Source organism: Pelomonas sp. V22 (assembly GCF_030014915.1).
Taxonomy (GTDB): Bacteria; Pseudomonadota; Gammaproteobacteria; order Burkholderiales; family Burkholderiaceae_C; genus JAUASW01.
Genome location: NZ_JAGIXS010000006.1, coordinates 344,106 through 366,778 on the forward strand (window position 1 = coordinate 344,106; position 22,673 = coordinate 366,778).

The 22,673-nt window shown below is 64.1% G+C and carries 21 protein-coding genes; 10 read left to right on the forward strand and 11 right to left on the reverse strand.

The genetic code is table 11. From position 1 onward, the window contains the following. Positions 1 to 30: 30 nt before the first annotated feature. Entirely contained in the window at positions 31 to 918 is an 888-nt protein-coding gene (locus J7U46_RS19215) for a DUF4394 domain-containing protein (RefSeq protein ID WP_282828740.1), read from the reverse strand. Positions 919 to 1,011: 93 nt separating this feature from the next. Here J7U46_RS19215 and pyrC point away from each other — a divergent pair, with 93 nt between their 5' ends. The 4 genes from pyrC (at position 1,012) to J7U46_RS19235 (ending at position 5,719) form a co-directional block, all read left to right on the forward strand. Further along, complete coding sequence (gene pyrC, locus J7U46_RS19220) at positions 1,012 to 2,046, forward strand: dihydroorotase (RefSeq protein ID WP_282828742.1); 1,035 nt, start codon at positions 1,012 to 1,014, stop codon at positions 2,044 to 2,046. A gap of 122 nt (positions 2,047 to 2,168) precedes the next feature. After that, positions 2,169 to 3,272, forward strand: a complete 1,104-nt coding sequence (locus tag J7U46_RS19225) for an NF038122 family metalloprotease (protein ID WP_282828744.1) — start codon at positions 2,169 to 2,171, stop codon at positions 3,270 to 3,272. 120 nt (positions 3,273 to 3,392) lie between these two features. Then, the gene (locus J7U46_RS19230) at positions 3,393 to 4,748 is read left to right on the forward strand and encodes a serine protease (RefSeq protein WP_282828745.1); all 1,356 of its coding nucleotides are present in this window, start codon (positions 3,393 to 3,395) and stop codon (positions 4,746 to 4,748) included. Beyond that, positions 4,727 to 5,719, forward strand: coding sequence for an FHA domain-containing protein (locus J7U46_RS19235; RefSeq protein ID WP_282828747.1), 993 nt, complete (start codon positions 4,727 to 4,729; stop codon positions 5,717 to 5,719). The genes J7U46_RS19230 and J7U46_RS19235 overlap by 22 nt, the downstream gene beginning before the upstream one ends. A gap of 73 nt (positions 5,720 to 5,792) precedes the next feature. Here the strand turns inward: J7U46_RS19235 and cysK are convergent, their stop codons facing one another. After that, positions 5,793 to 6,710 carry a cysteine synthase A gene (cysK, locus tag J7U46_RS19240; protein WP_282828749.1) on the reverse strand — a complete coding sequence of 306 codons (918 nt, stop codon included), beginning with the start codon at positions 6,708 to 6,710 and terminating at the stop codon, positions 5,793 to 5,795. A gap of 161 nt (positions 6,711 to 6,871) precedes the next feature. On the opposite strand from cysK, the gene J7U46_RS19245 reads away from it, so the two are divergent. After that, positions 6,872 to 9,940, forward strand: a complete 3,069-nt coding sequence (locus tag J7U46_RS19245) for a prolyl oligopeptidase family serine peptidase (protein ID WP_282828751.1) — start codon at positions 6,872 to 6,874, stop codon at positions 9,938 to 9,940. 242 nt (positions 9,941 to 10,182) lie between these two features. On the opposite strand, the gene argJ is transcribed toward J7U46_RS19245, so the two are convergent. Together argJ and secA are read right to left on the reverse strand one after the other, a co-directional pair. Further along, entirely contained in the window at positions 10,183 to 11,412 is a 1,230-nt protein-coding gene (gene argJ / locus J7U46_RS19250; protein WP_282828754.1) for a bifunctional glutamate N-acetyltransferase/amino-acid acetyltransferase ArgJ, read from the reverse strand. Between the two features lie 108 nt (positions 11,413 to 11,520). Further along, positions 11,521 to 14,259 carry a preprotein translocase subunit SecA gene (secA, locus tag J7U46_RS19255; protein ID WP_282828756.1) on the reverse strand — a complete coding sequence of 913 codons (2,739 nt, stop codon included), beginning with the start codon at positions 14,257 to 14,259 and terminating at the stop codon, positions 11,521 to 11,523. Between the two features lie 242 nt (positions 14,260 to 14,501). Between secA and J7U46_RS19260 the strand changes: the two genes are divergently transcribed. After that, on the forward strand, positions 14,502 to 14,822 hold the full coding sequence (locus J7U46_RS19260; protein WP_282828758.1) for a hypothetical protein: 321 nt from the start codon (positions 14,502 to 14,504) through the stop codon (positions 14,820 to 14,822). Positions 14,823 to 15,563: 741 nt separating this feature from the next. Here the strand turns inward: J7U46_RS19260 and J7U46_RS19265 are convergent. Then, a complete protein-coding gene (locus J7U46_RS19265) occupies positions 15,564 to 15,806 on the reverse strand; it encodes a hypothetical protein (RefSeq protein ID WP_282828760.1) in 243 nt (80 codons plus the stop codon). A 75-nt stretch (positions 15,807 to 15,881) separates the two neighbouring features. On the opposite strand from J7U46_RS19265, the gene J7U46_RS19270 reads away from it, so the two are divergent. Both J7U46_RS19270 and J7U46_RS19275 read left to right on the forward strand, forming a co-directional pair. After that, a complete protein-coding gene (locus J7U46_RS19270) occupies positions 15,882 to 16,253 on the forward strand; it encodes a hypothetical protein (RefSeq protein WP_282828762.1) in 372 nt (123 codons plus the stop codon). Between the two features lie 517 nt (positions 16,254 to 16,770). Next, positions 16,771 to 17,208, forward strand: a complete 438-nt coding sequence (locus J7U46_RS19275; protein WP_282828764.1) for an HAD domain-containing protein — start codon at positions 16,771 to 16,773, stop codon at positions 17,206 to 17,208. Here the strand turns inward: J7U46_RS19275 and J7U46_RS19280 are convergent. Genes J7U46_RS19280 through J7U46_RS19305 form a run of 6 tightly spaced genes read right to left on the reverse strand, consistent with a single transcriptional unit; the run spans position 17,205 to position 21,057 of the window. Further along, the gene (locus J7U46_RS19280; protein ID WP_282828766.1) at positions 17,205 to 17,852 is read right to left on the reverse strand and encodes an HAD domain-containing protein; all 648 of its coding nucleotides are present in this window, start codon (positions 17,850 to 17,852) and stop codon (positions 17,205 to 17,207) included. The two genes, J7U46_RS19275 and J7U46_RS19280, sit on opposite strands and share 4 nt — an antisense overlap. Further along, positions 17,852 to 18,394 (reverse strand): HAD domain-containing protein, encoded by a 543-nt coding sequence (locus J7U46_RS19285; RefSeq protein ID WP_282828768.1) that lies wholly within the window; start codon positions 18,392 to 18,394, stop codon positions 17,852 to 17,854. Before J7U46_RS19285 ends, J7U46_RS19280 begins: the two co-directional genes overlap by 1 nt. Further along, positions 18,391 to 18,630, reverse strand: a complete 240-nt coding sequence (locus J7U46_RS19290; RefSeq protein ID WP_282828770.1) for a hypothetical protein — start codon at positions 18,628 to 18,630, stop codon at positions 18,391 to 18,393. The genes J7U46_RS19285 and J7U46_RS19290 overlap by 4 nt, the downstream gene beginning before the upstream one ends. Beyond that, on the reverse strand, positions 18,627 to 19,865 hold the full coding sequence (locus J7U46_RS19295; protein ID WP_282828772.1) for an HAD domain-containing protein: 1,239 nt from the start codon (positions 19,863 to 19,865) through the stop codon (positions 18,627 to 18,629). The genes J7U46_RS19290 and J7U46_RS19295 overlap by 4 nt, the downstream gene beginning before the upstream one ends. Next, positions 19,862 to 20,635: a metallophosphoesterase gene (locus tag J7U46_RS19300; protein WP_282828774.1), complete on the reverse strand. Its 774-nt coding sequence runs from the start codon at positions 20,633 to 20,635 to the stop codon at positions 19,862 to 19,864. Before J7U46_RS19300 ends, J7U46_RS19295 begins: the two co-directional genes overlap by 4 nt. Continuing rightward, positions 20,632 to 21,057 (reverse strand): hypothetical protein, encoded by a 426-nt coding sequence (locus J7U46_RS19305; protein ID WP_282828776.1) that lies wholly within the window; start codon positions 21,055 to 21,057, stop codon positions 20,632 to 20,634. Before J7U46_RS19305 ends, J7U46_RS19300 begins: the two co-directional genes overlap by 4 nt. Positions 21,058 to 21,699: 642 nt before the next feature. Between J7U46_RS19305 and J7U46_RS19310 the strand changes: the two genes are divergently transcribed. Both J7U46_RS19310 and J7U46_RS19315 read left to right on the forward strand, forming a co-directional pair. Beyond that, a complete protein-coding gene (locus tag J7U46_RS19310; protein WP_282828778.1) occupies positions 21,700 to 22,020 on the forward strand; it encodes a helix-turn-helix transcriptional regulator in 321 nt (106 codons plus the stop codon). Positions 22,021 to 22,069: 49 nt separating this feature from the next. Continuing rightward, entirely contained in the window at positions 22,070 to 22,366 is a 297-nt protein-coding gene (locus tag J7U46_RS19315) for a helix-turn-helix transcriptional regulator (RefSeq protein ID WP_282828779.1), read from the forward strand. Positions 22,367 to 22,673 lie beyond the last annotated feature (307 nt).

Below are 22,673 nucleotides of genomic sequence, written 5' to 3' on the forward strand. Positions count from 1 at the left end.
GGCCGGGGGCTTCCCCGATGCGCTTGGTCCTCAGGGCTCGAGCGCCGCGCCCACCACCAGCTCACCCTCGCCGATGCTGCCCATCAGCTGTACCTTGCCGGTCTTCAGGTCGATGCGGTACCAGCGGCTTGTGGCCCGGCCCGAGCTGTCGGCGGCCGGCGTGATCGCGGCATAGGCGGTGTTGGAGATGTCCGAGATGTCCAGCGTGGCCCGCTCGAACGGCGGCAGGCCGAGCGGCCCCACGGTGTAGAGCCGGCCGGTGTTGGGCGACACCGCTGGCGTCACGCCTTCCTTCGTGCCCATGTGGGCCAGGATGCCCAGGTTGCGCTCGATCACGTAGTTGGTGGTCTGCTTCTCGTCGGTCTTGTTGTAGGTGTAGCCGGCGGCCACCACGGCGGCCTTCTTGCCGGCGTTGATGTCCTTGGCATCGAAGCTGGGCGTGCCGTCCAGTTGCAGGCCCGGCTTGGACGGGTCGCTGTCGACCATGGCGCCGGTGTCCGGGTGCATGCGCAAGTTCAGTCCGGTATCGCTGATCACGCGAATGCGGTCCACCGTCGGGTTGAAGTCGAAGCCGTACTCGCGGCCCTCGCCGGTCAGCACCGCCTGCGAGCCCACCGTGCTGGCGGTGGCGCTGGCCGTGTCTATGCGGTAGAGCTGGCCGCTGGCGCCGAGGCCGTAGAGCTGGCCGCGCGCCACGCGGTAGTCGATGCCGACGAGTCGGTCCTGGGCCAGCAGCCCGCTGAGAGCCTGGCGGCTGAGGATCTTCTGCGGCTGCCCCGCATTGAAATGGATCAGCTGGTTGCCAAGAGTCACCGCGTAGACCATCTCCTTGGTGGGAGGCTGGCTGGGCTCGGTGGTGCCGCAGCCGCCCAACGTCAGGGCGAGGGCGGTGAAGGCTGCGGTCGTGAACATGCGCATGCGGAGCACTCCTGTTGATAGGTTTCGCTGCATGCTAGCCGGCCTCGATGACGCCGCACTCAGGGCCACTACCGGTTTTGGGACAATGCGCACATGCAAGACAGCCTCACCCTGACACGCCCCGACGATTGGCATGTGCACCTGCGCGACGGCGCGGCCCTGCAAAGCGTCGTTCCCTACACCGCACGCCAGTTCGCCCGCGCGATCGCCATGCCCAATCTGCGGCCGCCGATCACGACGGCTGCAGCGGCCCAGGCCTATCGCGAGCGCATCCTCGCTGCCGTGCCCGAGGGCGTGACCTTCGAGCCGCTGATGACGCTGTACCTCACCGACGTGACCACGCCGGACGAGATCCGCCGCGCCAAGGACGCAGGCGTCGTGGCCCTCAAGCTCTACCCGGCCGGCGCCACCACCAACAGCGATGCTGGCGTGACCGACATCCGCAAGACCTACCAGACGCTGGAAGCCATGCAGCGCGAGGGCTTGCTGCTGTTGGTCCACGGCGAGGTCACCGACCCGACCGTCGACGTGTTCGATCGCGAGGCCGTCTTCATCGACCAGGTGATGCGTCCGCTGCGCGCCGACATGCCCGAGCTGAAGGTGGTGGTCGAGCACATCACCACGGCCGAGGCCGCGCAGTATGTGGCTTCGGCGGACAAATTCACCGCCGCCACGCTGACGCCCCAGCATCTGCTCTACAACCGCAACGCCATCTTCATGGGCGGCCTGCGCCCGCACTACTACTGCCTGCCGGTGCTGAAACGCGAGACCCATCGCCTCGAGCTCTTGAAGGCCGCCACCTCCGGCTCGCCCAGGTTCTTCTTGGGCACCGACAGCGCACCCCATGCCTCGCAGATGAAGGAGAACTCGGTCTGCGGTGCTGGCTGCTTCACGGCGCTGTCGGCGCTGGAGCTCTATGCCGAAGCCTTCGACTCGGTCGGCGCGCTCGACAAGCTCGAGGCCTTCGCCAGCCACCATGGCCCGGACTTCTACGGCCTGCCGCGCAACACCACGCAGGTGACTTTGCAGCGCAAGACCTGGACCCTGCCGGAGGCCGTGCCTTTTGGCGAGGCGGCGCAGCTCAAGCCCTTGCGGGGAGGCGAGTCGCTGGGTTGGCAACTGGTGTAAAACCGACCCTCAGATGAGGGGGCGCAGGGTGTGATAAACGCACGAGGTGCGCGGATGATCGGATCGCGACGTGGTCGGGCTTGTGCTTGGCTGCGCGATCTTCAAACATCTCGGGAAAGAAAATGATCAAACCCCTGCTGAAAAAATCGCTGCAGTCCCTGCTGCTGGCTGCGGCCGGCATCGCGGCTGCGCCCTCTGCCCATGCGCTGGACATCGTGTTCCAGGACGTTACGCCTGGCGGCATGACAGCCTCCCAGCTGGCGGCCTTCAATGCGGCCGCTGCGATCTGGGAGAACCGCCTGCAGGATCCGATCACGGTCTACATCAGAATCTCGATGAGGAATGACGGCAACAACGGCATCCTCGGTTCGACCGGCTCGAACTACGGCGTGCTGAGCTATGCCGACACCCGCACGCTGCTGAGCATGGACCAGCGGAGCTGGACCGACCAGCAGGCCGTCTCGCACCTGCAGACGGGCAGCAGCCTGTCGTTCATGGCGACCAACCTGGACGGCACGACCCGCTTCGACAACGACACCAATGCCTGCGTTGGCGGTGCCTCGGCCGCCTGTAGCAACAACAACAGCTACCTTGCCATGACAACGGCCAATATCAAGGCGCTGGGCGTGGACACCGGTACCTCGCTGGCCTCGCCGGACGCGAGCATCTCGTTCAACGGTTTCTACGCGCCTTACTTCGACTTTGATCGCAGCAATGGCATCGACCCGACCCGGGCCGACTTCGTGTCCATCTCGGCCCATGAGATTGGCCACGCGCTGGGTTTCGTGTCGGGCGTCGATGACGTCGACTATTGCTCCTACTTCGGCGCAGCCGGTTGCGGCCTGGACAACAAGTACGGTTTCGACAAGTACGCGATCTACAGCTCGCTGGACCTGTTCCGCTACTCCGGCGACGGCGTGCTGGACATGCGCGTCGGCGGCAACCCGTACTTCTCGATCGACGGCGGCAAGAGCGCGGTCGAGTACATGTCGACCGGCTCCTACAACGACGGCACCAATGGCTACCAGGCCAGCCACTTCATCGATGGCCCGGTGAACCTGATGAACCCCTATGGTTTCACTGGCCTGCAGGTGGACCCGAGCTGGGCCGACTTGATGGCCTTTGACGCCATGGGTTGGGACGTGCCGGAACCGGCCAGCTTCGCGCTGGCAGGCGTCGGTCTGCTGGCCCTGGGCGCCAGCCGTCGCCGCCGCCCCGCCAAGTAAATCAGCCTGGGCGCTGCCTGAACTACCGCGGCCTCGTGCCGCGGTATTTTTTTGTGTGCCCGGGATGACTGCCCGCCGTCAGCCGGTAGCATCGCCGCTCCACCCCTGTCGGAGGACGGTTTGCCTTCATTTGCCTTGCCCTGGCGCGCTGCGTTCGCGCTGGTCCTGAGCCTCGCTGCCATGCCGCTGCTGGCCCAGCCGCGCGGTGTGGCGCCGCCTGCGCCGGCCGCCTCGGCCGCTGCCACCGTACCGGTCTCGGCCACGGCCCGCCGTGTCTATGAGCGGGCTCGCTCGCAGCTGCTGCAGATCCGCACGCTTCTGAAGAACCAGGACAGCCAGGCCTCGGTCGGATCTGGCTTCCTGGTCAGCAGCGAAGGCCACATCCTCACCAACTACCACGTGATCAGCCAGGTGGCGCTGGAGCCTGAGCGCTATCGCCTGCAGTTCGAGACCACCGAGGGCCAGCAGGGGGCGCTTGAGCTGCTGGACTTCGACGTGCGCCGGGACCTCGCCCTGCTGCGTGCCGACCCGGCCCTGCTCAAGGCCATGGGCGCCTTCAGCTTCCGGCCCAAGGATCAGCCACTGTCCAAGGGCGACCGCATCTACTCGATGGGCAATCCGCATGACGTGGCCTTTGCCGTCGTCGAGGGTACCTACAACGGCCTCGTGGAGCGCAGCTTCGATTCGCTGATCTACTACTCCGGCAGTATCAATTCGGGCATGAGCGGCGGGCCGGTGGTGGACGAAGAGGGCCGCGTGGTCGGCGTCAATGTCTCGGCCATGTTCTTTGCCCAGCAGATGAGCTTCCTGGTGCCGGGGCAGTATGCCCAGGCCCTGTTCGAGCGCAGCCGCAACAGCAAGCCCATCAAGGCAGCCGCCTGGCCGCGCCTGCGCGAGCAGTTGCTCGCCTACCAGGACGAGCTGAGCCAGCGCTTCATGGCCCAGCCCTGGCGTGCCGCGGGCCACCCGCGCTACCAGTTGCCGGTGCCGCAGGAGCAGTTCTTCCGCTGCTGGGGCCGGGGCACGGGGGCCGACAACAAGGGCCTCGACTTCCAGCGCTCGCAGTGCCGCATGGAGCATGCGGTCTTCGTCAACGGTGGCATGCAGACCGGCTACCTCGACATGTCGCACGAGGCCTATGACGGCCGCAAGCTGGGTGCGATCCGCTTTGCACGCCAGTACTCGGCGAGCTTCCGCAACGAGCGCCTGGGCCGCGATGACCGAGACCGCACGGCGCCGTTCTGCAAGGAGGACTTCGTCGAGCGCGACGGCCTGCCGCTGCGCGCCGTGGTCTGCATGCGGGCCTACCGCAAGCTCGAGGGCCTGCACGACCTCAGCATCCTGGTCACCACGGTGGATGCCTCGACCGAGGGCGCCCTGGGCCGCTTCGACGCCAAGGGCGTGAGCTTCGACAACGCGCTGAAACTGACGGCGCATTACCTGGGAGGCTTCGGATGGGCAGCCAAGCCGCGCTGATCGAGATCCTCGACCGCGAGGGCAATGTCCGCTCGCTGCACAAGATCGCCCATTGGCCGCTGAGCATGGGCCGCTCACCCGACTGCGACCTGGTGCTGCCCGACGCCCATGTGGCCGGCCAGCATGCGCTCTTGAACTGGGGCGAGGAGGGGGCCGAGCTGTCCCTGCTGCCCAGCCTCAATGGCGGCTGGGTGGGTGAGCGCCGGCTGCAGGGCGGCGAAAGCGCGAGCCTGGGCCTTGGTGGCCAGTTCCGCCTCGGCAGCACCGAACTGCGTTTGCGCACGGCCAGCCAGGCCTTGCCGGCCGAACAACTGCTCGGCCATGAGCATCAGGCGCGCAGTTGGCGGCAGCATGCCTTGCTGCCGGCTCTGCTGCTGCTGTGGATCGCGCTGCTGTGGTTTGACCAGTGGTCGGCGGTGAATCCGGGCACGCCCTGGATCGACTACAGCTCGGCCGTGCTGGTGCCGCTGGGTGTGTTGGTCGGTTGGGCGGCGCTGTGGTCGCTGGTCAACCAGCTGTTCCAGCGTCGCTTTCCCTTCGCGCTGCACCTGCAGCGGGCGCTGCTGGCCTTGACGGGCTTGCACTTGCTGGGCGTGGTGCTGCCGGTGCTGGCCTATGCGGTGTCATTCCCGCGCCTCTTGGTGCTGGACGCGGTGAGCTTCCCGCTCGGCGTGGCCGGCATGCTGTGGTGGCACGCCAGCCTGGTGTGGCCGCGTGCCCAGCGCTGGCTGGCCGTGGGCCTGGCCGCCTTGCTCTTGCTCGGCCTGGTGCTGACGGTGGCCAAGCGCCAGCAGCAGCAATACTGGCTGGGCCCGGCCTACCTGAGCTCGCTGCCGCCGCCGGCCTTCCGCCTGGCCTCGCCCAAGCCGCCCGAGGCCTTGATCGAATCGCTGAAGCCCTTGCAGGCCCAGCTGAAGAAGCAGGCCGGCCGCGACAACGAGCTGCCCAGCCTGGATGGCGTGGAAGACTGAGCAGACCCGCAGCCGAAGGCGGCTGCGCAACCCGCTCGGCGGGTGGGAAACGGTACGCCGTTTCCCGGGTGCCTCAGTTCGGCAGGAAGCCCTCGACGGACAGATAGCGCTCGCCGGTGTCGTAGTTGAAGCCCAGCACGCGGCTGCCGGCCGGCAGTTCGGGCAGCTTCTTGGCGATGGCGGCCAGCGTGGCGCCGCTGGAGATGCCCACTAGCAGGCCTTCCTCGCGGGCACTGCGGCGAGCGTATTCGCGGGCCTCCTCGGCTTCGACCTGGATCACGCCGTCCAGCAACTCGGTCTTCAGATTGGCCGGGATGAAGCCGGCGCCAATGCCCTGGATCGGATGCGGGCTCGGTGCGCCGCCGCTGATCACCGGCGAGGCGCTGGGCTCCACGGCGAAGACCTTGAGATTCGGCCAGGCCTTCTTCAGCACCTGGGCCACGCCGCTGATGTGGCCGCCGGTGCCGACGCCGGTGATGATGGCGTCCAGACCTTCCGGGAAATCGGCCAGGATCTCCTGCGCCGTGGTGGCCACGTGCACGGCGATGTTGGCCGGGTTCTCGAATTGCTGCGGGATCCAGGCGCCAGGCGTCTGTGCGGCCAGCTCCTGCGCGCGGGCGATGGCGCCCTTCATGCCCTTCTCGCGCGGCGTGAGGTCGAAGCTCGCGCCATAGGCCAGCATCAGGCGGCGGCGCTCGATCGACATGCTGTCCGGCATCACCAGCACCAGCTTGTAGCCCTTGACGGCTGCCACCATCGCCAGGCCCACACCGGTGTTGCCCGAGGTCGGCTCGATGATGGTGCCGCCGGGCTTCAAGCTGCCATCGGCTTCGGCCGCCTCGACCATGGCAAGGGCGATGCGGTCTTTGATCGAGCCGCCCGGGTTGCTGCGTTCGGATTTGACCCAGACCTGCGGCCCATCTCCGAACAGGCGGTTGATGCGGATGTGGGGCGTGTTGCCGATGGTGGCGAGGATGTTGGTGGCTTTCATGGCCGGCGATGCTAGCGGCAGCAGGGGTGTGGCGACAAAGAACCATCCGTCATACGTTCATGAAAAATGCTGCTGATCGCCCGTGAGCAATGCTTCTTTGCAGAGCGGTTGATATAAAGCCCGTTTCGCCCGTCTTGCGAGCCACGAGCTCCCCCCCAGACATGAACACACACTTCCGCTCCAGCCTGGCGCTGGCCGCGGTCCTGCTGATTGCAGGTACCGCCTGGGCCGCCGCCCAGCCCACGCCGCTCTCGGCCAAGAAACCGATCACGCATGATGTCTATGCCGGCTGGCGCAGCGTCCAGGGCTCGGCCCTGAGTGTGGATGGCCGCTATGCCGCCTATGCCCTGGTGGGCCAGGAAAGTGACGGCGAGGTCGTGGTGCGCCAGCTCTCCGATGGCCGCGAATGGCGAAGCACGCGCGGCTCCAACGGTGGCGCGGCTGCGGCCACACCGGCCATGCCGGGCGAAGCCCCGGCCCGCAACAGCCTGCCGTTGCTGTCCTTCAGCGCCGATGGCCGCTACCTGGCCTTCACCATCTACCCGAGCCGCGCCGAGCTGGACAAGGCCAAGAAGGACAAGAAGCGGGGCGACGACGCGCCCAAACCTTCGATGGGCATCATGGACCTGGCCACCGGCAAGGTCGAGACGGTGGAGCGCGTCAAGCGCTTCGCATGGCCCGAAGAAGGGGGCGCCTACCTGGCGGTGCAGCTGGAGGCTCCGGTCGCCAAGAAGGATGGCGCAGCCGCCGCCGCAACCGCCAAGGCCGATGCCGAATATGGTGACGAAGACCAGGCGGCCGCACCCGGCGGCGCTGCCGCTGCGGCGCGCAAGAAGGATGCCGGCACTGAGCTGCTGCTGATTGACGTGGCCGCCGCCAAGCGCACCAGCTTCAAGGACGTGGCCGACTTCGCCTGGCCGCGCAGTGGCAGTTGGTTGGCCTATACGGTCTCGGTCAAGGAAGCAACGCCTGCTGCTGCGGCCGCTGCCAAGCCGGCCAGCGGTGCCAGCGCTGCGGCCGAGGCAGCCAAGCCTGCCGACAATCTGCGCGAGGGCGTCTATGTCGTGAACCCGAGCGAGGCCACGGCGCGCGCCCTGATCACCGGCCCCGGCAGCTACAAGCAATTGCAGACCGACCGCGAAGGCACGCAGCTCGCCTTCGTCAGCAACCGCGATGCGCTGGCCGAGCAGGCCGCCGCCAAGAAGACCGCCAAGAAGGACGACAAGACACCGGAGACCCCGGCCGCCTTCCAGCTCTTCTACTGGCGCGCCAAGGATGCCGCCGCGCAAGTGCTGGTCAATGCCGCCACCGCCGGCATGCCGACCGGCTGGGGCCCGAGCGAGCATGCGTCCTTGAGCTTCAGCAAGGACGGCAAGCAGCTGTTCCTCGGCACCGCTGAGCTCGCCAAGGCCGAGCCCAAGGACGCGCCCGAACCCATGAAGGTCGACCTCTGGCATTACAAGGACCCCGAGCTGCAATCGGTGCAGAAGGTCAAGGCCGAGCGCGAGAAGAACCGCAGCTACCGTGCCGTGGTGCATGTGGGCGACGCTGCGCCCAAGTTTGTGCAACTGGCCGTGGCAGACATGCCCAACCTGATCGTCAACGAGAACGGCCGCTGGGCCCTCGGCACCAGCGAGCTTCCCTACCGCATGCTGCAGAGCTGGGATGCGCTGTATTACGACGCCTACGCCGTGGACCTGCGGACCGGTACCAAGCGCCAGCTCGCGACCAAGCTGCGCAGCCAGCCGCGCCTCTCGCCCGGTGGCGACTACGCGCTGAGCTTCTCGCCGGCGCAGAAGACCTGGTTCGCCTACCGCATGGCCGACGGTCAGAAGCTCAACCTGACCGGCAAGATCAAGAGCCACTTCGAGAACATTGAGCGTGACGTGGTTGAACCCGCCGATGCCTATGGCTTCGCCGGCTGGACCGAGAACGACGCGACCGTCGTCCTGTACGACCAGTTCGATCTGTGGGAAGTGACGCTGGCGACGCAAGCCGCTCGCAACCTCACCAGCGGCTTTGGTCGCAAGCACCAGTTGCAGCTTCGCTATGTGCCGCTGGAGATCGAGGACCTGGAAAGCCGCCGCCTGCCGACCGATGGCCTGGTGCTCTCGGCCGCGCATGAGGTGAACCGCTCGACCGGCTACTACAAGCTGGCTGCTGGCGGTGGCGAGCCGGCCAAGCTGATCCATGGCGACAAGCTGATGAGCGGCCTGATCAAGGCCAAGAAGGCCGATGCCGTGCTGTTCACGCAGCAGAGCTTCGTCGAGTTCCCCGACCTGTGGTCGGCCAAGCTGGACCTGGCCTCGCCCACCAAGATCAGCAACGCGAACCCGCAGCAGTCGCAGTACATCTGGGGCACGCAGGAGCTGATCGAGTTCACTGCGGCTGACGGCAAGAAGCTGCGCGCCCTGGTGGCTAAGCCGGAGAACTTCGACCCCAAGAAGAAGTACCCGATGATGGTCTACATCTACGAAAAGATGACGGACAACCTGAACCGCTACGTGCCGCCGGCACCGGCTCAAAACATCAACGTGACCCGCTATGTCAGCAACGGCTACATCGTGCTGCGCCCGGACATCACCTACACCATCGGCTATCCCGGCCGCAGCGCCGCCAACTCGGTGTTGCCGGCGGTCAAGCACATGGTCAAGGCCGGCTATGTGGACGAGAAGCGCGTGGGCATCCAGGGCCACAGCTGGGGTGCCTACCAGATCAACTACCTGATCACGCACAGCAATGCCTTCGCGGCAGCTGAAGCGGGCGCCTCGATGGCCAACATGGTCAGCGGCTACGGCGGCATCCGTTGGGGTGCTGGCGTGAGCCGTGCGTTCCAGTACGAGCAGCAGCAGAGCCGCATCGGCGGCACGCCCTGGAACGCCACCGACAAGTACATCGAGAACTCGCCGATCTTCAAGATCGACAAGGTGCAGACGCCTTTCCTGACCATCCACAACGACGACGACGATGCCGTGCCCTGGTACCAGGCCATCGAGTTCTTCACCGCGCTGCGTCGCCTGGGCAAGGAAGCCTACTGGTTCAACTACAACGGCGAGAAGCACGGCCTGCGCGAACGCGACAACATGAAGCACTTCACCGTGCACATGGGCGAGTTCTTCGACCACTACCTGAAGGGCGCACCGCGTCCGGAATGGATGGACAAGCCGGTGCCCTACCTCGAGAAGGGCAAGCGAGACGTGATGCCGCTGTTCAAGCCGACAGCGCCCTGAAATTGAGGTTCCGCTGAAATGAAGAAAGCCCCGGTGCTGTGAAGTGCCGGGGCTTTTGTTTGTCTACGCTTTCGGGAGGCCATGCCGGCTCATCCGTGGCTGGGCTTGCCGGCGGTCCCGAAGGCGGCGGTCGGCCCTCCGGGCCAACCTGAACGCCTGCGCCTCACAGCGGGCGGGGTCGGGCCTGATCGGAGCGGCCTACGCAAGCTGCGACAGCCCTTGCCATCGCGCGGCCTCTAAGATCAGGACCGATAGTCCGCGTTGATCGTCACGTACTCGTGGCTCAGATCGCAGGTCCAGACGGTGGCCGAAGCCGGCCCGCGATGCAGGCCGACGCGGATGGTGATCTCGCTTTGCTTCATCACGCGCTGGCCATCTTCCTCGCGGTAGTCGGGGTGGCGGCCACCGGCACGCACCACGTGCACGTCGTCGAGGTGCAACTCGATCAGCGTCTGGTCCAGGTCGGCGATGCCGGCATAGCCCACGGCGGCCAGGATGCGGCCGAGATTCGGGTCGCTGGCGAAGAAGGCGGTCTTCACGAGCGGCGAGTGGGCGATGGCGTAGGCGGCTAGCTGGCACTCGGCCTCGTCGCGGCCGCCCTCGATCTGGATGGTGATGAACTTGGTCGCGCCTTCGCCGTCGCGCACGATGGCCTGGGCCAGTTGCTGCGAGACCGCGATCACCGCATCACGCAAGACCTGACCCTCCTTGGAACTCAGAGACTCGATGCGCGAATGCTGGGCCTTGTTGGTGGCAATCAACAGGAAGCTGTCGTTGGTGGACGTGTCGCCATCGATGGTGATGCGGTTGAACGAGGCATCGGCCGCGTCGCGCACCAGGCCCTGCAGCAGGTCGGGGTTGATGTTCGCGTCGGTGGCCACGAAGCCCAGCATGGTCGCCATGTTGGGGCGGATCATGCCGGCCCCCTTGCTGATGCCGGTGATGGTGACCGTCTGGCCGCCGATCTGGACCTGGCGCGAAGCGGCCTTGGGGATGGTGTCCGTCGTCATGATGCCGGCGGCCGCTTCGTCCCAGGCATCGGCGCGCAGCGCGGCCAGGGCTGCCGGAATGCCCGCGACGATGCGGTCCACCGGCAGCGTTTCCATGATCACGCCGGTGGAGAAGGGCAGGATCTGCTGGGCCTGGACGCCCATGGCTTCGGCCAGCGCCGTGCAGGTCAGGCGGGCGCGGGCGAGGCCGTCGGCACCGGTGCCTGCGTTGGCGTTGCCGGTGTTGATCAAGACGGCGCGGATGCCGGTGCCGGCGTCGAGATGCTCGCGGCAGACCTGCACCGGTGCGGCGCAGAAGCGGTTCTTGGTGAATACGCCGGCCACGGCCGAGCCTTCATCCAGTGCGATCACCGAAAGGTCGCGCCGATTGGCCTTGCGCACGCCGGCCATGGTGATGCCCAGGCGAACGCCGGGCACGGGATGCAGGGAGGCGGGATCGGGGGCGCTGAGATTGACGGGCATGGCGGTCGCGGGTGAACGCGCTAGAGAAAGGGAGTGGCGCGAATTGTAGGCAGCGCAGATGGCAAAAGGGCTTCCATCAGGAAGCCCTTTCAAGGATCGTCGGGAAGCTCAAGCCAGTTTGCCGTGGCAGGCCTTGAACTTCTTGCCGCTGCCGCAAGGGCAGGGGTCGTTGCGGCCCACGCCCAGCAATTGCTGCGGGTCGAGTTCCTTGTCTTCGGACACCGAGCCATCCTCGTTCGGATGGGTGTAGGTGACGTTGCTGACGTTCTCGGCTTGCTGTTCCAGTGCGGCGGCTGCGAGGGCGGCCTCGTCCTTGCTTTGGATGCGCACGTTCATCAGCGTGCGTGTCACTTCCAGCTTCACCAGGTCCAGCAGCTGCGAGAACAGCTCGAAGGCCTCGCGCTTGTACTCCTGCTTGGGGTTCTTCTGGGCGTAGCCGCGCAGGTGGATGCCCTGGCGCAGGTAGTCCAGCGACGCGAGGTGCTCGCGCCAGTGCTGGTCGATGCTCTGCAGCAGCACCATGCGCATGAAGGGCGTGAACTGCTCGGCGCCGACCTGGTCCAGCTTGACCTCGAAGGCGGCGTTGGCGGCCTTCACCACCAGCTCAAGGATCTCGTCGTCGGTGATGGAATCGCTCTTCTCGACGGCGGCCAGCAGGCCCACGTCGAGTTGCCATTCATCGTGCAGCACGCGCTCCAGAGAGGGCAGGTCCCATTGCTCTTCCAGGCTTTCGACCGGCACGAAGGTGCGCACCACGTCTGCCAGCGCGCTGGCGCGCAGGTTGGCGATCTGGGCGATCAGGGACTCGGCCTCGAGGATGTCGTTGCGCTGCTGGTAGATGACCTTGCGCTGGTCGTTCGAGACGTCGTCGTACTCGAGCAGCTGCTTGCGGATGTCGAAGTTGCGGGCCTCGACCTTGCGCTGGGCGCTCTCGATCGAGCGGGTCACGATGCCAGCCTCGATGGCCTCGCCCTCGGGCATCTTCAGGCGGTCCATGATGGCTCGCACGCGGTCGCCCGCGAAGATGCGCATCAGCTGGTCGTCCAGCGAGAGGTAGAAGCGCGAGGAGCCCGGGTCGCCCTGGCGGCCCGAACGGCCGCGCAGTTGGTTGTCGATGCGGCGGCTTTCGTGGCGCTCGGTGGCGATGATGCGCAGACCACCCTCGGCCTTGACCTTGTCGTGCAGGCCTTGCCATTCGTCCTTCAGCTGCTGGATGCGCGCAGCCTTGTCGGCCTCGGCAATCGCCTCATCGGCCTCGATGAACTGCACCTGCTTCTCGACATTGCCGCCCAGCACGATGTCGGTACCGCGACCGGCCATGTTGGTAGCGATGGTGATCACGCCGGGACGGCCGGCCTGGGCCACGATCTCGGCTTCCTTGGCATGCTGCTTGGCGTTCAGCACCGCATGCGGCAGCTTGGCCTTTTGCAGCAGGGCCGAGATCAGCTCGGAGTTCTCGATGGACGTGGTGCCCACGAGCACCGGCTGGCCGCGCTCATGGCAGTCACGGATGTCTTCGATGACCGCCTGGAACTTTTCCTGCGAGGTCTTGTAGACCAGGTCCAGCTCGTCCTTGCGGATGGTGGGGCGGTTCGGCGGGATGACCACGGTCTCCAGGCCGTAAATTTCCTGGAACTCATAGGCTTCGGTGTCGGCCGTGCCGGTCATGCCCGAGAGCTTGCCGTACATGCGGAAGTAGTTCTGGAAGGTGATCGAGGCCAGCGTCTGGTTCTCGCTCTGGATCTTGACGCCTTCCTTGGCCTCGACGGCCTGGTGCAGGCCATCGCTCCAGCGGCGGCCCGTCATCAGGCGGCCGGTGAATTCGTCGACGATCACGACCTCGTCGTTCTGCACCACGTAATGCTGGTCCTTGTGGAACACGTGGTGGGCGCGCAGCGATGCATAGAGGTGATGCATCAGCGTGATGTTGCCTGCGTCATAGAGCGAGGCACCTTCGGCCAGCAGGCCGGCCTGGCTGAGCAGACGCTCGGCGTTCTCGTGGCCGTCTTCGGTCAGGTAGATCTGGTGCGACTTCTCGTCGACCGTGAAGTCGCCCGGCACCTCGACACCTTCGCCGGTGCGCAGGTCCAGCTCGCCGATCTGCTTCTTCAGCAGCGGGGCGACCTGGTTGATGGCAAGGTACACATCGGTCTGGTCTTCGGCCTGGCCGGAGATGATCAGCGGCGTGCGGGCTTCGTCGATCAGGATCGAGTCCACCTCGTCGACGATGGCGTAGGACAACTGGCGCTGCACGCGGTCGGCGACCTCGTAGACCATGTTGTCGCGCAGGTAGTCGAAGCCGTACTCGTTGTTCGTGCCGTAGGTGACGTCGGCAGCGTAGGCGGCCTGCTTCTCTTCACGGGGCATCTGCGGCAGGTTGATGCCGACCGTGAGGCCCAGGAAGTTGTAGAGCTTGGCCATCCACTCGGCGTCGCGGCGTGCCAGGTAGTCGTTGACCGTCACCACGTGCACGCCCTTGCCGGCCAGGGCATTCAGGTAGACCGGCAGCGTGGCCATCAGGGTCTTGCCTTCGCCGGTGCGCATTTCGGCGACCTTGCCGCTGTTCAGCACCATGCCGCCGATCAGCTGCACATCGAAGTGGCGCATCTTCAGGGCACGTTTGGAACCTTCGCGGCAGACCGCGAAAGCCTCCGGCAGGATGGCGTCCAGCGTTTCGCCGCCGGCGATGCGCTGCTTGAACTCCTCGGTCTTGGCCTTCAGCGCGGCATCGTCGAGCTTTTCGAACTGGGGCTCCAGCGCATTGATCTGCTGGACGGTGCGGCGATAGCCTTTGAGCAGTCGCTCATTGCGGCTACCGAAAATCTGGGTAAGAAGCTTGGGCAACATGCGGCTTGAACGATGACTTGATGGTCTGTGGCGCGGGCGGTGGCCTGCGTGCGTGGCGCCCGGGGCCGGCCTTTTTGGCAAACGCAGGCGGGGGGTATTTTTTTGATCGACGGGCCTAGCTTGGGGCGTGGCAAGGCAACACAAGAGCGTCGCTTCGCCGGCTCAGGGGCAGGCCCAGAAAAACCCGCCGAGTTTAGCATCGGCCCCGCAGGCCCTTGCGGCCCCGCCACTACACTGCCCGCATGCCCCTGACCCGCAAGCCGATGACTCCGGATCTGCTGCCCATCCAGCAAGCGCTGACGCAGCACAGCGGCCTGGCGCGCCTGGGCCTCCTGATGCAGGAATCGAACCGCCGCATGGCCATCGTCAAGCCGGCCCTGCCCGGCGCTTTGACCCGCTTCGTGCAGGCCGGGCCCGTGGACGAGGAGGGCTGGACCCTTCTGGCCGCCAACGCCGCCGTGGCCGCCAAGCTGCGCCACCTCCAGCCCCGGCTGGAAGAGCTGATCGCCGAGCAGGGGCTGCGCCCGGCGCAGGTGCGCATCAAGGTGCTGCAGCAGCGCTGAGCTTCGACTGAGATTCGCAGGGATGAAAAAACGCCCCGGGCCGTCAAGACCGGGGCGTTTTGCATATGGTGCCGACTGTCGGATTCGAACTGACGACCTACCGCTTACAAGGGAGTCTACGTAGTTCGATCCGTTGCCTTTCCCGCCGCCAAGGACGGGAAAATCTGCCGTTGCATTTGGGCCGGAAGCCAGTTGCATGAGAATTTGTTGGTGCCGAGTGTCTGACTCGAACAGACGACCTACCGCTTACCTTCCCACTTCGGCTTTCGCCGCCGGCCAACAGCCGTTCGTGGTCTGGACTATCCCTTAGCCATGGCCCGCAAGCTTTAGGCTCCCCCCGTCTAGTCTCTACACCTTCCCCCGAAGGGGCTTGGCTCGGGATTGGCTTGGCCATTGTGGCTTTAGCTTTCCCCGAGTTTGAGGGGCTCTACTCTCCCGGTTTCCCGGAAGGCACTCGTGCGCATCAAGGCGGTTGCTCTACCAACTGAGCTAACCCGGCTCCAACTTAAAAGTATAGCTCGTCCGACCGTCTATCGAGCCGTTGCGTCATGGCGCGCGCGAGTGGCCAAAACACAGACGGGGCTGTTCAGTGCTCAGTCAGCAACTCGCACACCTTGACGTCAAGCACATCCGCTAGCTTCTCAAGATTGACCAAAGTGATGTTCACGCGCTGTCTTTCATGTTGGCTGACGTAGGTGCGATGGAGCCAAGCAATCTAACCGAGCTTCTCCTGCGACACACCTAGTTGCCGCCGGCGGCGGCCAGGTACTCGTTATCGCTCGACTCCTCGACAGCGGCAGGCGCGGGCTCATGCTGGGCAGCACGGATCAGTTCCATCAGTGCGTGATCCTGCCTGATCTGCCGCCTGGCCTCGCGGATCGAAATCACGCTTGTCCGATGAATCTGCTCGAAGGCGCCTAGCTGCAGAGCGTGCCTTTCAGGAAAGACGCGCACCCATTCAACGATGCTCGTCGGGTCGTTCAAGTTCAGCAATATGTCAGCCTCCGGGGGGGGGGGGTGAGGTGAAAGTGCCCCAAGCAGACTGTATAAATACACAGTATGCAATTTCGGACCCAACTCCTGCGTCAAAAGGGCGTTTTGATCCCGCGCCATCACCTTGCTCGCACCGGCGGCGTCGTCGGTGAATTCCGCCTTTCTGAAGAGCGCGATCGCGAAACGGTACGCACGCTGCGCGTGGCCAGGCTCGTACGCGTCGATGCGCCGACGGAGGAGGTGGTGCCAGCGCTGTTTGATGCGGCTGTCATTTACGCTGCGCCGAACTGTTGGACGGTCACGGGACGGGAGCGCGAAGAGGTAGTCAAAGGCTTGGCCGAACCTGCGCACCTGCAGAGCTGGTGGATGAAGCCGCTGCCGCTCGAGGAGCTGCTCGAGCTTCGACGCGCCAGGGTTACGAAGCTCAGTCCCAAATAGAAGGCCAACGAGGAGCGGCAGGGCGATCCCTGCCAGGCTCCACGATGACAGCGGCGCTGAGCCCGTCGGAAGCAACGCCCATGGTGCGGCTAAGGCCACAAAACTCCGCCACTGGCCACAGCGGTCGTCGGCAAATACCCGCACCCAACTGGGTAGCGCTCCCGCAGAAGCTGCGACACGCGCATGCGCATTAGGACAGAGTCGAGGTGAGGCACGTGCCGGGTCGCCCGCTTATTCCGCTCGTCGATTTCAGCCTAGGCCGGGACGTCACGCAGCCCTGACTTCTAATGCCTGAGGAGACTTATCGGCTGTCCCCGGTGAGCACAACGGGGCACCTCCATAATTAATCGCTGCCAGGATGGCGTTCACGAGCTCATCTCGCCGTCTGGCGAACTCAATCTGCACACGCCATCGCTGAGCATGGCTGAGATCCGAGCGATGGCAGAGCGGATTCGAAAGCTGGAAGTCGACGACGAAGGCGAAGGCTAGGAGAAATGGCCATTCCAAGGGGGCGCGCTTGTTCACGTTCGTAGACTTCGACGGCGTCTTGCATCCACTCAACGCTCGACCCGAACGTCGCTGGACCAGCATGTTTGTTCGGGCCGAAGTGCTCTATCGACGGTCACACGTCCAGGTCGTTGTTTCCTCATCGCACCGCGAGTTCACAACCATGGAGGCGATGCAGTCGATTTTCCCTGCGGACCTGCGGGACCGGGTGGTTGGCGCAACGCCGATGATCGCCGTCGGCGCTGGTGACGTGCGGCTGCCAGGCCGACATCGGGAGGTGCTGGCCTGGCTGTCGGGCAATGGAGCGTCGGAATCGGCATGGATAGCGATTGACGATGACGCTGAGCGCTATGCCGATGACTGCCGACAGCTGTATCTGGTCGACCCCAGTACCGGATTGACTTGGGCGGACGTGGACGGCCTGTGCAGCCGACTCGGTGTCGACTAGACGACGCCTCCGTGATTGAGTGCAATCAGCATGTCGATCACACGCTGCTCGCCGGCGGCGGTCTCCGCGTGCTCAATCGGCGCCTGGCCATCTAGCAATGGATGCGGACGATTCAGCCAGCCATCGGCCTCGGCTGTGGAAACGAAAACATCAACGGCCATTGCGCGCAGGCTCCGCGCTTGGGCGCCGGAATTGAGCCAATCCATCAACCGAAGTTGAGCGGACTCGGTGGCCAGACCCTGCACCGGATCACAATCGATGACGACGTCACCAAGCTCTTTCAACAATTCAGGCTGGTCGTCGAGTACCCGGTACTGCAGTGGCTGCAGCTGTCGACGCAATGCCCATTCGGAGATCGACTGCTGCCGGTCTAGCCCTCGGTCCGTCGCACCGACAACCCGACCGGCAAGGGCGCCGAAAAGCTGCCGGAGCTCATCATCGGTGTGGGTCAAACGCCAGCTGCTGTGCACGACCAGCCCGACGTCCTGATGTTCAGCGAGGATCCTGGCCAGCAGGTCAAGGTGAACGAAAAGCCCGGCGTCCCGTAGTTCCTGCAGCGACACCTTGATGTTGTCGACCTCGAAATGAGCGTCGGCCGAGTGCAGCACGCCGTCGAAGTCGACAAATAGATATCGAGATGGCATCACGCTCCCTCGGCCAAAGCCATCCACATGGCCGAAATATTCATCGTCAGCTCTCGCTGCGTCGCCGGATCCGAAAGGCCGCGCTCGCCGTTGCACAGTATGAGACGGCCGCGATGCTCTGCGGGCCAGCCTCGATCATCGTCATCGAGCGCAAGCCAATCTCGCGGCCGCCGGCGAGCCACGTCATTGGCGATCTGGACGCCTCGAGGCAGCGACGCGAACTCCAGCTCCGCTCCTGGATTGGCGCCATGAGCACGACGATGAAAAGTGCCTCCAATGAACCGGGCCTGCAGCTCAGCTGGCAGCCGCTTGATCGTGCGCGAGTAGCCAGGCCGGCGGCACCAACTGGAGGAGAGCACCAACCTGAGAGACGGAAATGGCCGCAATAGATCGACCAGTATGTCGGCCCATTCGAAAAGCGTTCGGCCTGGCGCTTCTGCCGGACTCATGTAGATACCCCGGCGGCGGTCCTGGTACACCGCCTGGTGATGAACGACACCGTCGAAATCCAGGTAGACCAGCAGCTCGCTGCGGCCTCTCATGTGACTCGGTCCTTCAGCACTGATCGCAGGCCTCGCCGGACGCGACGGCTGAAGCGGCGTTCACCGCGCCGACCACGAGGCGTCGGCGTGATCTCGATGCTGCCGCGCACAATCTGGAACCAAACTCGCTGGCCGAGCTTCCAGGGCGAGAAGCCATCAGGCACGACAACCTCTTGAGTACCGTCCTGGCGGCGCTTCAGCTTGGTCGAAATCGACTGCCGGCGGTGCTCCTTCATGTCTGTCTCCGCAGCGCCGCCAAGATGTCGTCGACGTGATTCATGGTCAGACCGACACCTGGCTGGCAAAGCACCACGCGTCCGTACAGCACATCGTTTGGGTGGAAGTGACGATGCAACAAAAGTGGTCCTCCGCTGTTCCTATCGTCAACGACGACGAAGGGCTCACCGCAATGGAAATGCTCGATCCATGACTCGATGTCCAACCTCCGGTCGGTCGTGAAAGCAGCCTGATAGCACCGCCATGCCTTGCCTTCGTGAAGGCTGTCGGCCACAAAGGCAAGTCCAGTCTCTCGCAGAACCAGCTCGATCTGACTACGCGTGAAGTGCTCACGCCAGCTGCTGCTGATCGCATATCTGATGCGGCTGCGCAGTTGCTCGTGAACATGAAGCAGAGCCGCCCGCGCCTCCGGCGAGAAGAGAGCGGCAAGGATGTCTGGATTGGGCACTTCGCCATCAGCAAACGCTTTGTGCAACGACGCGGCAGCAAACGGCTGTCCAACACACAGTACCTCGTCGATGTCTAGCAGTACCGTTGCCCATCGTTGCTCCTCCGGCAGCGCAAGCCACTGGTCTCGACGTGCAGCCGCAGCCGCTTTTACAGCACTGGCGGCCTCGAGCTCGATTTGGCGAGATCTGGCGATGGCCGCGACGATCTCAGCCTCCTCGGCCTCGGTGATTTCCGGGTATCGGCGCTCGCCTGGCAAGAAGCCAAGCATGGAACGCTGAACGCTGGACATAGGAGTTCCATTTGTCTTCTGAAACCTTCGGCGCTGCGGCTCTTCCAGCTGCAGGTGTCGAAGTTTTTCAACTACCAACGACAGGCGAGCCCGATCAAGTCCTGTCGCCGGTTCGCACAAGACCAAGTTGTCCTGCACGTGCTTGGGGTCGAACAGAGTCTTGTCGTCATCCAACGCCGCCCACGCTGTGTAGTCATGGCCGTTGTCGACCAGCCATGCCTGGCACTCACCCGACCGTTCGAAGTCGATGCCAAGAACCCTGGACATCAGCGGTGTCACGCCGATCACACGAGTCTTCAGCTCGGGCTCGAAGTGGAACAGCATCTCCTTGAGGTCCTCGATGCTGTGGGTCTCTCGCCAGGACGAAGAGACAACCAACTGAATGGCAGGCTGCTCGCGCAACCAGGCGGCCAACGTCTGGGCATGCTCGAGGAGCTGGTCAACGCTGGCGCCAACTGGGTGCAGCACGCCATCAATATCTAAGAAGACGATCATCGATTGTCGATTTCCAAGATCAGGGAAGGATCGAACTTCTTGTTTTCCTGACCGTGATACGAATGCCAGTAGCCAGCAGGGTTGGCCACTACTCGGCAGCCACCCACCTTGTAGTCAAACGAGTCATGCACGTGGCCATGCAGCCAAACGTCTGCATGACGCAGGAGAGCGGTCAAGTCGCTGGCGAATGCGCCGTTGATGCGACTTCCTGCGTACTTTGGATGGATGCTCATGCGGTGCGGCGCATGGTGCGAGACAACCACCGTCTTGCCTGCCCATGGCTTCGCAAGCTCAGCTTCAAGCCAGGTGCGAGAGGCCAAATGGTCGAACAAGGTATCGGCCGTACTGAGCAACTGTCGGTCTCGCGTCCTGATCTGGAAGTAGTCGTTCAAGCTGACGCCAACCTCGCGCATCGAGTCAGCTTGAGATCTCCCAGGCACTCTGAAATCCGTCCAGAGCGTCGAGCCAAGAAATCGCACTTCGCCGACTACTACCTCGTCGTTGTCGAGGAACGTGACGTTGGTTCCGGCCGCTGCCTCTCGCAGTTCGGCGCGGGTGTGTTCCCAGTTGCATGAATAGAACTCGTGATTGCCGGCGATGTAGATCACTGGAACTGGCCAGTCGGCAAACACTTCGATGGCCTTCGTGCCTTGGTGGATGTCGCCGGCCAGGACGAGGAAGTCGGCATCTGGCGCAGGCTCGATGATGCGAACTGGAGTCCTTGGGCGGTTGAACTCGAGATGCAAATCGGACGCTAGTTGGACCTTCATTTCGAGATCCGCTCTGCGAAGTGCTGATCGCACAGCGTCAAGTACCACCCGCCGTGCTGCCGCAGCTCGGCCTGAGCGCCACAATCTTGACAGGACCTGTCAGCCGCCTCTTGGGCCGCGTCGATAAGCGCGCGGACGGTGTTCCATGTGGGTGAGTCGTAGCTGCCACGGTACTCAATGTGAATCCGCAGCGTCCCAAATTTCTCCTTCAGCTGCTTGAACTTGAGATTTGGAAGCTCATCCGCGGGCAACGTCGTTTCGATCCGAGTGCAGAGCTGATCGACGGCCGAGTACCAGCCACTGGCGAGGTCGCTCCAGATCCTGGGAGGGCGATTGCGAAAGAGAATCGGGTGCGCCGCGGCCAGGCGCTTGATGTTTGGGTCCCAGGGTCCAAAGTACGGGCTAACAAACGGGTCGGACATCACAGCCCCCGGGGAATGCATTCGTGGATTTACCGTAGCTGCAGAAGCAATTCGCGCTGCGTGATCTGGGTGCTGAACATTTCCAAAAGGTCAGAGTTGATTTCGGTGCCGTCCGCGGCTCGCAGGCTTACGAACTGTTCACCAGCGCTGGTGCTTATCAACCACACCTGCTTGATGGACCGCGAAGTCCAGTGGCTGGATGCCGACCCGCCCGGCAGCATGCAAACCAGCTCTCGAACTTTGGACCGCACTATGGAGCTCAGAAGCTCAGCCAGGTCATGCTGCGTGGCAATGCAGAGGGTGTGAGTGAAGACGTCTCCGGACATGTCGTCGGGGCAGTCGACCGTTAGCACGAACCAGGGAGTGCGAAGTGCGACTTCAATTAGCCGCCAGTGCTGGACGCCTGGCTCGCAGAGACCGGGCGGTGCTGGGAACTCGTACAGGGGCTGGGAGATGAACACAGGTGTCTTGGCGACGGGTGAGCGTTGCTAGGGCGTTGGTGTTTAAATAACTCAAGGCGATTCTGCGCAAATGCCCGCCGTGCTCCAAGCGCGCAGAGCAAAGGGCGAGTGGATCGTCGGGCAAAAAATTCGCTTTCCGAATACGCACAGCTCTGGGCTACGGTGGCGGCGAAAGGTAGCCATGCCCAAGTCCTTGCACAGCCGACATAACGAAATCTTTCTCACGCTGCTGCGTGGCCTGCGCAAGGCTCGCCGCCTGCGTCAGGCCGACCTGGCCGATCGCTTGGGCCGAGCGCAGGGGCTCGTTAGCAAGGTCGAGCGAGGCGAACGACGCCTAGATGTGATTGAACTCAGGGACTGGCTCAGTGCGCTCGATACCGACTTCATCGGTTTTGTCACCAGCCTTGACGCCGAGTTGCAGACGCATGTCACGACCGATCTACGGGTAATCCGCAGGAGGGGAACGCCGCGGGCGGCATCAAGAAAGCGCGGATGCGTTTGAGTTATATATAACGTGGTGCAGATAACTCTTTTCTTAGAGCCTTGGGCGGATGCCAGTCCGCCCGAAGAAACCTCCCAAGCCTGGTCGCCCTAAGGGAGTCAGGAGCTTTGATGAAGGCGTCGCCGAGACATTTGGCGCGTCGGCGCGTGCGTTTCGGCTGGAACGCGAGATGTCCCAGGAGGCTTTGGCCCATGTCGCTGATCTCGAGCGTTCGTATCTAGGTCGACTGGAACGCGGTGGCAGCCAGCCGACGCTCTTGGCCTTGCTCAAACTTGCCAAGGCGCTTGACTGCAGTGTGGCCGAGTTGCTGGCGCCGGTTGAGAAGGCATTTAGGCGGCGCCGATGATTCTTGGTGCTGGGTCCAACTAGTCGCGTAGATGGGCTGCATCCGCGTTTCGAGGCGACAAAGGCGACCGGTACATCGCGCGAGATAGATAAAGACTCCGGGCTAACCGAGTACATCTGTCAGCCTTGAGGCCGCCATCTCGAATTTGCACCGGTCCAGGTTGACCAGCGCAAGGGTCCGCACAAGGCTGGGTGCAGACAGTCGACGCTAGATGCTCGGATGGCAGCTACCGACCCCACGCAGTCATTCCCGAAATTGAACTTTCTGACTGAAAGCAGACATCGCAGTAGCCCCGCGTGAGAGAGGC

Bases quoted from the DNA above. Each gene is read 5' to 3' on its own strand.
- J7U46_RS19215 (WP_282828740.1), bottom strand. From the start codon at position 918: ATGCGCATGTTCACGACCGCAGCCTTCACCGCCCTCGCCCTGACGTTG.
- pyrC (WP_282828742.1), top strand. From the start codon at position 1,012: ATGCAAGACAGCCTCACCCTGACACGCCCCGACGATTGGCATGTGCAC.
- J7U46_RS19225 (WP_282828744.1), top strand. From the start codon at position 2,169: ATGATCAAACCCCTGCTGAAAAAATCGCTGCAGTCCCTGCTGCTGGCT.
- J7U46_RS19235 (WP_282828747.1), top strand. From the start codon at position 4,727: ATGGGCAGCCAAGCCGCGCTGATCGAGATCCTCGACCGCGAGGGCAAT.
- cysK (WP_282828749.1), bottom strand. From the start codon at position 6,710: ATGAAAGCCACCAACATCCTCGCCACCATCGGCAACACGCCCCACATC.
- J7U46_RS19245 (WP_282828751.1), top strand. From the start codon at position 6,872: ATGAACACACACTTCCGCTCCAGCCTGGCGCTGGCCGCGGTCCTGCTG.
- argJ (WP_282828754.1), bottom strand. From the start codon at position 11,412: ATGCCCGTCAATCTCAGCGCCCCCGATCCCGCCTCCCTGCATCCCGTG.
- secA (WP_282828756.1), bottom strand. From the start codon at position 14,259: ATGTTGCCCAAGCTTCTTACCCAGATTTTCGGTAGCCGCAATGAGCGA.
- J7U46_RS19260 (WP_282828758.1), top strand. From the start codon at position 14,502: ATGCCCCTGACCCGCAAGCCGATGACTCCGGATCTGCTGCCCATCCAG.
- J7U46_RS19270 (WP_282828762.1), top strand. From the start codon at position 15,882: ATGCAATTTCGGACCCAACTCCTGCGTCAAAAGGGCGTTTTGATCCCG.
- J7U46_RS19280 (WP_282828766.1), bottom strand. From the start codon at position 17,852: ATGCCATCTCGATATCTATTTGTCGACTTCGACGGCGTGCTGCACTCG.
- J7U46_RS19285 (WP_282828768.1), bottom strand. From the start codon at position 18,394: ATGAGAGGCCGCAGCGAGCTGCTGGTCTACCTGGATTTCGACGGTGTC.
- J7U46_RS19290 (WP_282828770.1), bottom strand. From the start codon at position 18,630: ATGAAGGAGCACCGCCGGCAGTCGATTTCGACCAAGCTGAAGCGCCGC.
- J7U46_RS19295 (WP_282828772.1), bottom strand. From the start codon at position 19,865: ATGATCGTCTTCTTAGATATTGATGGCGTGCTGCACCCAGTTGGCGCC.
- J7U46_RS19300 (WP_282828774.1), bottom strand. From the start codon at position 20,635: ATGAAGGTCCAACTAGCGTCCGATTTGCATCTCGAGTTCAACCGCCCA.
- J7U46_RS19305 (WP_282828776.1), bottom strand. From the start codon at position 21,057: ATGTCCGACCCGTTTGTTAGCCCGTACTTTGGACCCTGGGACCCAAAC.
- J7U46_RS19310 (WP_282828778.1), top strand. From the start codon at position 21,700: ATGCCCAAGTCCTTGCACAGCCGACATAACGAAATCTTTCTCACGCTG.
- J7U46_RS19315 (WP_282828779.1), top strand. From the start codon at position 22,070: ATGCCAGTCCGCCCGAAGAAACCTCCCAAGCCTGGTCGCCCTAAGGGA.